The following is a 10839-nucleotide window of genomic DNA, read 5'->3' on the forward strand; positions in this document are numbered from 1 at the left end:
TTAGTTGAACGTGGAACCGGTTCTAATCGAGGACCGATTAAAAGGTTCCTTTATGGAACCGATTCCACTATATTATAATTTATGATTATTTATGTTGTCAACGCTTTCTCTTTCTATAATTTCATATTTTGAATAAATTAACGATGGCAGCTCTTCACTGTTGATTAGTTGGACCATACTTTGGGCGGCCGTTTGGCCCGCCTCTTTATAGAAAAATTTAACCGTTGTTAAACTAGGATGAACAATCTCGGTTACCTCATACCCGCCGAATCCTGTAACAGATAAGTCTCTTGGGACACTTATCCCTTTTAAATGAGCCGCTTTGATCGCTCCCAGTGCAATATTGTCAGTAGCACAAACTAATATAGTTGGGTTAAAATCATCAATAATCTCCGGTACTTTGTCAATAGCTTCAGCCATTTTAAAACTTGTTTCGTAATACTTCACTTCACAGCCATGGCCTTCTTGGATAGCTTGTCTAAACCCTTCCTTTCTTTTTACCCCAACAGCAATATCGTATTCAGGTACACCCAAGAAGGCAATTTTCCGATGTCCTTTAGCTAAGATATATTTTCCTATATCATAGCCGGCTTCATAATCATTATGAATCAAACTGTACACTTCATTATGCTGTTGTCCAACGAGCAGAATTGGAATTTGTACCTGTTGAATGGCTTCCAGATGCGTATTTGTAATTTGTGTTGCTAATAAAATAATTCCTGCCACCTTTTGCCTTGCCATGGTGTAAATATTATCGATTTCACGTTCTAGATCCTGACTAGTGTTTGATATTAACATTTGGTAATTCAGTTGTCTAAGCTGCTCATCGATTCCTATTAAAGTTTGGGAGGTCGCGTAGGAATCCAAGCGAGGCACAATTGTCCCAATAATATTTGGTTTCTTCGCCTTTAAACTTTGAGCAAAAGTATTCGGAATATAACCCGTTTCTTTTATCACCCGCTCAATCTTTTTTTTCGTTAAGTCGCTGACAGACCCGCCATTTAGATACCTAGAAACAGTACTCTTGGCAACACCCGATAATCGGGCAATGTCTGCAATAGTTTTCATAACTTCAACCTCATTTTTCCTCTAACCAATTTGTATTTTTCATTCATCGGCTAATTTAATAGTTTTTCTTTTTAGATCATCTATTTTAGTATAAAATCATTTTTACCATTAAGAAAGTCGTTTAGAATATAATCGTTGAATTTTTTTCTGTAGTTTATTAAAATTAAAATAATTCCATAAATTTTATAATCCGGATTTGGAACCGGTTCCTAAGTCCTATTTTGTAGAATACATAAAGGTGGTTTTTCAAATGTTTAAAGGCTTATTCAAAAAGAAAACGGCTGAAAGTGATCCATTTATCTTACAACCGTTAGAGGGAAAAATAGTACCACTTGAGACCGTCCCAGATCCTGTCTTTTCACAGAAAATGATGGGAGATGGTTTCGCTGTCCAACCTGTAAATGGAACGGTTGTTTCACCAGTCGATGGAAAAGTAGTAAGTGTCTTTCCTACCAAACATGCTGTGAGCCTTATGGATCATAACGGAAAAGAAATCTTAATCCATGTTGGGATGGATACGGTTAGCTTAAAAGGCGAAGGGTTTACTTCTTTTGTCAAGGATGGGCAAACCGTTAAGAAGGGGCAAAAACTGCTCGAGGTTGATTTTGATCTCATTAAAGAGAAAGTGCCGTCGATCATTACACCAGTCGTATTTACCAACCTAAGTGAAAATGAAAAAGTCGTAATTGATGAACAGGGTGTAAGAATTATTTAGAATAATCTCATACAGAGAACTAATTACCAGCCTCTCTTCATTTACAGAGAGGCTTTTATTGCACATGATGTTAGTTTTCTGTTTGTGTTAATTGCTTCTTTTTTCTTAGTAAAATTAAATAGTAGAAAATGTAATAAGCAAACATGATCAGCAATAGTCCCGCTGTCCATGAGTTTCCGAAGGCAGCATTCATATTTTGGTAACTATTTGTTTGCTTTTGTGTGGCTGCAGTGGTTAAAATCCCAGATGTGCTCATCCGGTAAAATCGATAGATCAGTCGAGCTAAAAAGATAAAAGTAACCGTACTGCCAATCCATATATTTGGACGGTAATACCAGAACATTTCTCTCTTCTCAAAGGTTGTCAGGGCTGCTCCATAATAGGCGAGAAGGATACCTAATAAAATCCCGATTCCGTCTGAAATTAAGCTGATTGGATGGGTAAGTCCCCCGAATAAAAAGACCAGCCCAATAATAAAGAAAATAATCGTCCTGATAACTAGTTTCCTAGGATTCAGTTCCTGCCAGCCAATATTCCGGCGAACCCGCCGATAAATGCCGAAGATAACGATGGCGATAATGACAATGATACTATACAAGTGCTGATCCATGTATTTCCCCCCCAAGTTACTCACTTCATTTCATTTTATAACCTCTCCGCTATCTTGATCTTTTCTTTTGAATTTCTTTTTTACTGTTACAAAAAACAACCGTATTCTAGTAGTGCGCTTAACCAAATTGGAATATATTTCTAATAATATTAACATTTATTAATCAAGTTTACATCACTAAATTACGATAAATAATTCAGAAAAAAACGGTATAATCGAAGACAAAGGAGTGAACCTGGATGAGTTTGAGTTTACGTGGACACCATTTGTTGTGCGTTCATGGCTTTCGTGGGATGGGCTATAGCCCTGATTTTGTAAAAAAAATGAGTGAAATTGTCGAGCAAATCAGGGATGATCGTTTGGACTATCCAATCCAAGTAGTAGCAGCGCTAGATGATACCTGCTGTACTTGCCCCCATAAGGGAAAAACCACTTGTGAGGCAAGTATTGGTTCAAATGAACATGTCCTAACAATGGACCTCAATGTCATTCGTCACCTGGGATTGATCGAAGGAGCTGTTTACAATAAGTCCTTTTTAGTTCAATTAACTGCTGAAAAAGTGGAGCCAGATGATTTGGATTATATTTGTAAAGGATGCTCCTGGCTCTCTTATGGGGTTTGTAAAGAGGGGATTGCTGATTTACGGGAGAAATACTTAAAAAAGTGATTACATTGCTAATAAATCCCCCATACTTTTCGTTTGGGGGATTTGTTTTACCACTTGTTTACAAACCACCGCAAGATTGGTTCGACCCTTTGGTTTGTTTATTATGTCCTTCTCGAGTTTCATTTGTAACGGATTCGAGTCCATAACCAGTTGAACTTATTTCTAGATTCTCTTTTTGATTCCCTTTAGATGATGGATCTAGGTTTGGATCAAAGTTGTTAGTTTCCATTTGCCTGCCCTCCTTTTAGTTGTCCTATTTAAATTATCTGCAATTAGCTCCGTTTTAATTATTAAGCTGGATATTATCCTTGTTTTGGTTGCACTAAAGCCTTTCTCGGTCAATGAACTTACTTCATTGACCACCAGCTTCCCTTTTTTCTTCTGAAGGGCAATGAACCCTTTTTTCATTGACCGACAGTTCCCAATTTTTCCTCTGAAGGGTAAAGGAACTCCCACTAACTAAAATTGACAGTAAATTTACATTTAATAGACCTTCAGTTTACAAATACAGCCTATACTGTGGTTATCAAATAATAAACGAAGGAGCTGCCCAATGATCGAATTCCTAGTTCGACTGGTAATTTTGGTCCCACTTTGTACCCTTCTTTGTCCATAGATTATTCTTCCTTCAAACCATCTAAATCAGCCATTACAATCATCCCATCCCCCGATTGACTAACAATAAAAATTATTTTTCCAGCAATAAAATTTTTCAATTAGACAAGGGCAAACGTTTATAAGCTGACATACATTGTAAATACAGTCATATTTGATTATTTGTACTCATATACTTGTAAAACATTTTCACTGGAAAGGGGAATCTTGACCTATGGATATTTGTATTTCTTGTGGAAAAGAATTATCAATTATGGAGAGAAATAGGACTGAATGCTGGGAATGTAGAGATACAACAGTAGAAGCCTATACAGAGGAAGAGTAATTTTTACTAATGTCGATTGCTCCTTTTGGTTAATGAAATAGAAGGCCCAGTCCCTATAACAAGTAGGACTGGGCCTTCTTTGATTTATTTTAAAAAAGGTTTTCTAAGGAATTACACAAAAACATCAGTGATAAACTAAACTGTAGTGCAGGTTAAGAAAGTGTGGTGTCTAGTTTGAATTTCACAGAAGCTCAGGAATCGCTGACTTTGCTTGAATGGAGCCTCCGGGCCATTGTTGCCTTTTTCTTTTTGCTGATTGTCGCAAAAGTATTAGGTCAGCGGGCTATCTCCCAATTAAGATTGCTTGATTTTGTTATCGCCCTAGTGATCGGCAATATTATCGCCCACCCGTTATCCGACCAGCATCTGGAATTTAAAGGTTCAGTTATAACGACGGTTGTTTTAGTTGTCCTGTATCTTTGCGGCATTTGGCTGATACTTAAATGGCCATGGTTTAGGAAGTTAATGAATCATGCCCCGATTACGATTGTTAAAGATGGAGAAATTATTTATAAAGGGTTAAAGAAAGCGAGAATATCAATTGATGTTTTATTAGAGGAATTGCGTGAAGAAAAAGTGGCGGATATTAAAAAAGTAGCCTTAGCCCTCTGGGAAGCGGATGGAAAAATTTCAGTCTTTATAGACCCTAAATACTCACCTATTACACCCGCTGCCGGCAAAATAAATACAGAACCATTTGAGTTACCAAGAACAATTATTAAAGAAGGCAGATTCAATCCAGAAGAGTTAAAACAAATACATAAAGACGAAAGCTGGGTCATATCCTCTTTAGAACGTTTATATCAGACGGAAGTCAAAGACGTCCTGCTTGCCACACTTGATTCAAAGGATAATTTGAAGGTATTTTTATATAATGGACAAAACTGACTCACGTTTTTTGAGTCAGTTTATTTTTTCCAGTTTATTGCATAGGGTTTGAGTAGTTGTTAATTAAAATTTGTACTTCATCTGTTTCGTTGATTGTGCCCGGTCTTTCGACAGCACAAACTACGCCTCTCCGCTTAAAGCCTGCCTTAACAAAACGAGTGGCGAGCTTACTATGAGTTTCATACTGTTTTTGAATTTCTTCTCCTGGCAGGGTACATGGCATATTTTCCCCCATACAAATTAAGCCCGCCCCACTTGGGAATAAAATTCGTGAACCTAGCGGTAATTTTGTTAACTCAGGAAATCCCTTAACTAACAGATTTGCCCCTAACCACTCTGGCAGTACTTTTTCAACCCCAAGTTCGCTAGCGATTTGACTTAGTTCTTCCTCTGAAACAATCGTAATCTGCCGGCGGTTTAGGATTTCTGTACCTCTTGGATACATTGGCTGTCTTGAATCTGCCTTACTTGTCAGCCCAAAATGGCGGTCGCCCCTAATTCCGCCAAATTCAAGTAACGTCTCGGGAATCCTTCTTGTTACAAATGTCTCCGGAAGATCTGCAATTAATATGGCTTGTATATTGGCTGTTGCCTTCTTCATAAAATTTAATCTACCTTACCTTCCATTTGATGTTAGATTTATTTTAGCATGACTACACCTAAAACATGCCAATTGATTTATTCATCCTTTTGCCCCTACAATAAAACTAGTATGAATCTAATGTAAGTGAAGAGGAGTAATTATGTACGTTTACCGCGATTATCCCCAATTTTCTTGGTCCAACTCAAGGCATAAGACTTTTTTAGAATGCGTACGGAAATATTATCACCAATATTATGAATCTCATAATGGCTGGGAGTATGATGCTCCAGAAGAAAACAAATCCGCCTATCGTCTTAAAAACATAAAGAACATTCCCATCCTCTTAGGGGATGAAATCCATAAAGTGATTGACCAGCAGCTGAAAAACTTTTTAAACGGTAAAGGACTTTTATTAGCGGGCGAAATGGTTGATTTGGTAACGAGGAACTTAAATAAGGCCTATTTAGACTCCACTAAATTTCGCAGTTCGTGGTTTCAGAAACCGAAGCGATATCAAATGCTTCACGAAATTTATTATGGTGAGGGGCTCAGTCCTGACGTAATTGCCTCTGCAAAAACGAAACTGCGGCTATGTATTAACCATTTCTTTAGCAGTAAAACCTATCAAGATATTCTCAACAAATTAGAGATGCACGTCCTGCACTCGGAGGACTTTCAAACTTTTGAAGTAAATGGTGTCGATGTGTTTGTTGTCCTCGACTTTGTTTACAAGGATGTTAGTCAGAATAAATGGATTGTGGTCGATTGGAAAACGGGTAAAGAATCAGAAGATGACCGAAAACAGCTCGCCTTCTATGCCCTCTTTCTTTCAAAGCAGCACCATATTCCAATTGAAGACATTGTCCTAAGAAATGAGTATTTGTTAACCGGGACAAGCCAGGAGTATAAATTAACTCCGTTCGAAATAGATTCTGCTCAAACATTAATGAATGATAGCATCTATCACATGCTTGGGCTTCTCGACAACCCGGCGAGAAATAAACCCCTCAGCATAGACCAATTCGAAAAGAAAGCATCGAACAAATGCCAGCGCTGTAACTTTAAAGAAAAATGCCAAGTTTAAGCTACAGATATAGTATTAATGGTGTCAGGCACCGTGGAAAGACAGTGTCCACTGGTGGCTGACACTTCAGATATCGTATTCCCATAATCCAAGGTGCCCTTTTGCTGGGATGGGCTGTTCTAGTTGCTTCATGTCTGTTACTTCCCAGGCGTAGTTTCCCTCGTTGAAGTCTCCTAAGAAGTAGTCATTACCTGATACGATGGCGCCATTTTCGAGGTTGGCCCATGTGGTTTGATTGTCTGCAACCCTTAAACAGTTGATTAGATTACAAACCGCAATAATTTTCCCTGTTGGAAGATGATCCACTGAATGACCATGTTTCCCCAGTAAGGCTTGAATAGCTTTATGAGAGCATGCAGCTTTATCCACTTGTTTACTTGTATGAATGGCTAATGGCCCTCGATAGGCGGTTTTCCATGTTCTTGTTTCATATTTGGCTTCTCTTAAAACAAAAAGGCTTGCCCATGGCTGTTTCATTGATAAAACCTTCATTAGACCTCCCACTAAAAAGGTTATGCCCTAAAAGTATTCTCACAGTATACACCTCCCATGCAAAGAGATGAACATATGAAAAATGACCTACCTTTACGGTAAGCCAAGAAATCTTTCCACTTATTTCTTTAATCTAAGTTTATAAAAGTCAGCATCAATATCTTCTTTACTAAGATTCTTTAATGTCTCAATGTCCTCATAGACGGATACAATGCGTCCGACATAGTCATTTAGTTCCCCTGCTGCCATGTAATAAACAAACTGTGGTGCTTGATGCGGTGGAACGTCAATGTTTTGTTCAAATAGCGATTCGATATCTATTAAATAGGATTGACCAACTTCTGTATATCTTTGGTACCTGGTCATGTCCGTATCATTCAATCCTGGATCAAGGGCAAATACTTGAATAGGAGTTTCCTTCAACTCTTCCGATAAATTTTCAGTAAATCGGGCAATCGCTGTTTTAGAGGTTCCGTATCCACTTCCATATTTAAAGGCTCCTATAGTTCCGCCGCCAACAATATTGATCATACTGCCAAATCCTTGCTTTAGCATAATCGGGATAATTGCTTGGGTACAGTGAAATGTTCCAATCAAGTTGGTAGTTACATCGTTGACCCAATCTTCTTGTTTTACTTCCCAAGTAGGACCAATTGCCATGAAGGCACCGGCATTATTAACCCAAACATCAATGCGCCCGTATTTTTTAAAAACATCTTCTGCTACTTGTTTTACTTCAGCAGGGTTGGTTATATCCATACGAACCATTGTATGTTCCGTTGAATAGTCTTCTAGTTCCTTTTGAACTTCTTTTAGTTTCTCGGAATCCCTTCCTGTCCCAACTACTTGATAACCCTTTTCTGCAAAATATAAGGCAGTATTTCGGCCGATTCCTCTCGTTGCGCCTGTTACAACTATTACTTGATTGTCCACCATAATTTACTTCCCTCCCTGAATGACCATTCTATTTTATTTTACTAAACCTATCCTTACGATTGAAGTTAAATTTCATAAAGTTATTAAGTAGTTAACATTAGACCTAACCATAGTTATGTAGTATAGTTTGAATTGGCAAGACATTGTAAATCACCCCTAAATTCACATGTATTGGAGGATTTTTTAGATGCAATATCGACGTTTAGGCAATACTGGATTAAAGGTCAGTGAAATCAGTTTAGGAAGTTGGCTTACATACGGCGGATATGTTGAAGAACAAAATGCCGTTGCCTCTATCGATCAAGCCTATGAATTAGGGATTAATTTCTTCGATACCGCAAACGTTTACATCAGAGGCGAGGCCGAAAAGGTTGTAGGAAAAGCGTTAAGCAAATATCCAAGAAGTTCTTATGTCTTAGCAACCAAGGTATTTGGCAATATGGGCGAAGGACCGAACGATCATGGCCTATCCCGCAAACATATTATTGAACAATGTAATGCCAGCCTAAAGCGTCTTGGCATGGATTATATTGATATTTACTATTGTCACCGTTTCCATCATGAAACCCCGCTGGAAGAAACACTACGGGCATTGGATGATCTTGTCCGCCAAGGAAAGGTTCTTTATCTGGGAGTAAGTGAATGGACAGCTGAACAAATTTCCGAGGCTGTTCATATTGCCGATAAAAAGTTACTGGATCGTATTGTTGTCAATCAGCCAAATTACAGCATGCTGCACCGCTATATTGAAAAGGAAGTTATTCCGGTAAGCGAAAAACACGGCATTGGTCAGGTGGTCTTCTCTCCATTAGCACAAGGCGTATTAACAGGAAAATACAAAAAAGGCGAACTTCCGCCAGAAGGAAGCCGTGCCGCACAAAAAGATTTAAATCTATCACATGTACTTACCGAGCAAAACTTAGATAAAGTGGAACAGTTAAAGAAAATTGCATCAGATGAAAATCTAACCTTAAGCCAGCTCGCACTTGCCTGGATTTTGAGACAGCCGAATGTGGCAAGTGCCCTCATCGGGGCAAGCCGTCCTGAACAGCTTTTAGAAAATGTAAAGGCTTCTGGTGTGAAGATATCTTGCGATAGTCTTGAACAAATTAATGAAATTTTAAATGCATAGGCCTGTAGAGAAACAGGGAACCCGCTGATTGAAATTCAGCGGGTTCCCTTTGATTTTAAGATGCTCCCAAATAGTTATAATTGCAATTTTAAACACTCAATGCTCTTCTTCATGCGCTTACTTGAGCCTTTCCCTCATTCCATCTCTCCTATATGTAAAAATGCTTCTGCGAGTGTTTTCCAGTAGTATTCATAAAAGTCTTAAAAAGAAACATGCTAATAATGAAACTATCTACTACTAGAGGTGCAGCTATGCGAAAAAGGTTAATTTTTGGGATTTTTTCCTTAGGTTTAGGTATTATCTTGTTTGCTACGCTCCGTCCCTACTTTTTGGATAAAGGGGAACAGCGGAATTACACAATTACCCGGACGGATACCACTGGCAAACCATTGCAGGTACAAAATGTCCAATCACGTAATGGACATATTCAAAGAATTAATATGATTAAGGCCAATCATCAGGTTCTACACAGGCTAAACAACAGTTCCGCTATCAAGGTGATTCATCATAATAAGCAGGACAAAAGCCATTACTATGAAAATGAAATAGTCGTAGGTTTTAAAACCATCCCGTCACAGGAGAGTCTAAATCAGTATCTTAAGGGTATTGATGGAAGTGTGAAAGAAAAACATGAAACAGTATATAATTTTAAGTCCAATAACCAAACAGCCAAAGAACTTGAAAAGTACTTTATTAATAATCCTGCAGTAGAATATGCAGAACCTCATTACATCATTTTACCCAATGATGTAAATGACACCTATTATCAAAGTTATCAATGGAATTTACCAGCGGTTGGAACGGAACGGGGCTGGAATCTTACCCGTGGTTCTAAAAAAGTAAAAATTGCGGTTGTGGATACAGGTGTTGACCTTGATCATCCGGATCTCGCCCGGCGTTTAACTACAGGCTATAATGCTATTGATGACAGCAATAACGCAGATGATGATAATGGACACGGATCCCATGTTGCAGGAATTATTGCGGCAGATACGAACAATGGTGTTGGCATGGCGGGGATTACTTGGTATAACCCGATTATGCCAGTAAAGGTTATGGGCGCTGATGGAACGGGCGGTTCCTTTTATGTTTCAGAAGGAATCCGATGGGCAGTGGACCATGGAGCAGACGTGATTAACTTAAGCCTTGGAAATTATCAGACATGCGATGTCCTTGAAAGTGCAATTGACTATGCCTTGGAGAAAAATGTCGTGGTCATTTCTGCAGCTGGAAATGATAATACCAGCCAGCGAAGCTACCCTGCTGCCTATCCAGGGGTCTTAGGGGTTTCAGCAGTCGACTGGGATGGAAAACGGGCTGAATTCTCTAATTTTGGGGATTATGTGGATGTAGCCGCGCCTGGTGTTGATATTCCAAGCACTTTTTCTAACGGGGAATATGCGTCACTTTCCGGTACTTCCATGGCTGCCCCGCATGTTACGGCCTTGGCGGCTTTAATTCGTTCGATTAATCCTAAGTTGACAAATACGGAAGTAACCAAAATCATTAGCCAGACCGCCCAACGAGTGAATCAACAATCCAAAAGAAGTCCTTATTTTGGAAATGGGATTATTAACAATGTGGAAGCACTTCAACTGGCTGAACAAAAGAAAAAATAACTCGAGGGCACTGAAAAAGTCTCTAAAATTTAGGTGTGTGTCTAAATTGGGCTGTTGATTTCCGTTCCAGGCGGCTTCGCTTTCCGCGGGCGTGCCGGGGAGCC

General features: G+C 38.9%; 11 protein-coding genes and 1 pseudogene. 6 read left to right on the plus strand and 6 right to left on the minus strand.

Annotation, left to right across the window (positions count from 1 at the left end):
- Positions 1-72: 72 nt before the first annotated feature.
- Positions 73-1068, minus strand: a complete 996-nt coding sequence (locus tag GXK58_RS21285) for a LacI family DNA-binding transcriptional regulator (protein WP_160725186.1) — start codon at positions 1066-1068, stop codon at positions 73-75.
- Between the two features lie 298 nt (positions 1069-1366).
- Here GXK58_RS21285 and GXK58_RS21290 point away from each other — a divergent pair.
- Positions 1367-1783: pseudogene (locus GXK58_RS21290) on the plus strand (PTS sugar transporter subunit IIA); the annotation flags it as partial.
- A 70-nt stretch (positions 1784-1853) separates the two neighbouring features.
- Here GXK58_RS21290 and GXK58_RS21295 read toward each other — a convergent pair.
- Positions 1854-2393 carry a hypothetical protein gene (locus GXK58_RS21295; RefSeq protein ID WP_160725188.1) on the minus strand — a complete coding sequence of 180 codons (540 nt, stop codon included), beginning with the start codon at positions 2391-2393 and terminating at the stop codon, positions 1854-1856.
- Between the two features lie 239 nt (positions 2394-2632).
- Between GXK58_RS21295 and GXK58_RS21300 the strand changes: the two genes are divergently transcribed.
- On the plus strand, positions 2633-3061 hold the full coding sequence (locus GXK58_RS21300; protein WP_160725189.1) for a DUF1284 domain-containing protein: 429 nt from the start codon (positions 2633-2635) through the stop codon (positions 3059-3061).
- Positions 3062-3119: 58 nt separating this feature from the next.
- Here the strand turns inward: GXK58_RS21300 and GXK58_RS27115 are convergent, their stop codons facing one another.
- A complete protein-coding gene (locus GXK58_RS27115; RefSeq protein WP_202171423.1) occupies positions 3120-3290 on the minus strand; it encodes a hypothetical protein in 171 nt (56 codons plus the stop codon).
- 885 nt (positions 3291-4175) lie between these two features.
- Here GXK58_RS27115 and GXK58_RS21305 point away from each other — a divergent pair.
- Positions 4176-4889, plus strand: a complete 714-nt coding sequence (locus GXK58_RS21305; protein WP_160725190.1) for a DUF421 domain-containing protein — start codon at positions 4176-4178, stop codon at positions 4887-4889.
- Positions 4890-4923: 34 nt separating this feature from the next.
- On the opposite strand, the gene GXK58_RS21310 is transcribed toward GXK58_RS21305, so the two are convergent.
- Positions 4924-5490, minus strand: coding sequence for an MOSC domain-containing protein (locus tag GXK58_RS21310; RefSeq protein ID WP_160725191.1), 567 nt, complete (start codon positions 5488-5490; stop codon positions 4924-4926).
- A 142-nt stretch (positions 5491-5632) separates the two neighbouring features.
- On the opposite strand from GXK58_RS21310, the gene GXK58_RS21315 reads away from it, so the two are divergent.
- Entirely contained in the window at positions 5633-6556 is a 924-nt protein-coding gene (locus GXK58_RS21315; RefSeq protein WP_160725192.1) for a PD-(D/E)XK nuclease family protein, read from the plus strand.
- A 66-nt stretch (positions 6557-6622) separates the two neighbouring features.
- On the opposite strand, the gene GXK58_RS21320 is transcribed toward GXK58_RS21315, so the two are convergent.
- Both GXK58_RS21320 and GXK58_RS21325 read right to left on the minus strand, forming a co-directional pair.
- On the minus strand, positions 6623-7048 hold the full coding sequence (locus tag GXK58_RS21320; RefSeq protein WP_160725193.1) for an ASCH domain-containing protein: 426 nt from the start codon (positions 7046-7048) through the stop codon (positions 6623-6625).
- 120 nt (positions 7049-7168) lie between these two features.
- Positions 7169-7984: an SDR family oxidoreductase gene (locus GXK58_RS21325; protein WP_160725194.1), complete on the minus strand. Its 816-nt coding sequence runs from the start codon at positions 7982-7984 to the stop codon at positions 7169-7171.
- Between the two features lie 187 nt (positions 7985-8171).
- Between GXK58_RS21325 and GXK58_RS21330 the strand changes: the two genes are divergently transcribed.
- A complete protein-coding gene (locus GXK58_RS21330; RefSeq protein WP_160725195.1) occupies positions 8172-9116 on the plus strand; it encodes an aldo/keto reductase family protein in 945 nt (314 codons plus the stop codon).
- A 251-nt stretch (positions 9117-9367) separates the two neighbouring features.
- Complete coding sequence (locus GXK58_RS21335) at positions 9368-10735, plus strand: S8 family peptidase (RefSeq protein WP_160725196.1); 1368 nt, start codon at positions 9368-9370, stop codon at positions 10733-10735.
- Positions 10736-10839: the final 104 nt, after the last annotated feature.

This window comes from Bacillus sp. USDA818B3_A (genome assembly GCF_009928415.1).
Taxonomy (GTDB): domain Bacteria; phylum Bacillota; class Bacilli; order Bacillales; family Cytobacillaceae; genus Neobacillus.

Bases quoted from the DNA above. Each gene is read 5' to 3' on its own strand.
- GXK58_RS21285 (WP_160725186.1), bottom strand. From the start codon at position 1,068: ATGAAAACTATTGCAGACATTGCCCGATTATCGGGTGTTGCCAAGAGT.
- GXK58_RS21295 (WP_160725188.1), bottom strand. From the start codon at position 2,393: ATGGATCAGCACTTGTATAGTATCATTGTCATTATCGCCATCGTTATC.
- GXK58_RS21300 (WP_160725189.1), top strand. From the start codon at position 2,633: ATGAGTTTGAGTTTACGTGGACACCATTTGTTGTGCGTTCATGGCTTT.
- GXK58_RS27115 (WP_202171423.1), bottom strand. From the start codon at position 3,290: ATGGAAACTAACAACTTTGATCCAAACCTAGATCCATCATCTAAAGGG.
- GXK58_RS21310 (WP_160725191.1), bottom strand. From the start codon at position 5,490: ATGAAGAAGGCAACAGCCAATATACAAGCCATATTAATTGCAGATCTT.
- GXK58_RS21315 (WP_160725192.1), top strand. From the start codon at position 5,633: ATGTACGTTTACCGCGATTATCCCCAATTTTCTTGGTCCAACTCAAGG.
- GXK58_RS21320 (WP_160725193.1), bottom strand. From the start codon at position 7,048: ATGAAGGTTTTATCAATGAAACAGCCATGGGCAAGCCTTTTTGTTTTA.
- GXK58_RS21325 (WP_160725194.1), bottom strand. From the start codon at position 7,984: ATGGTGGACAATCAAGTAATAGTTGTAACAGGCGCAACGAGAGGAATC.
- GXK58_RS21330 (WP_160725195.1), top strand. From the start codon at position 8,172: ATGCAATATCGACGTTTAGGCAATACTGGATTAAAGGTCAGTGAAATC.
- GXK58_RS21335 (WP_160725196.1), top strand. From the start codon at position 9,368: ATGCGAAAAAGGTTAATTTTTGGGATTTTTTCCTTAGGTTTAGGTATT.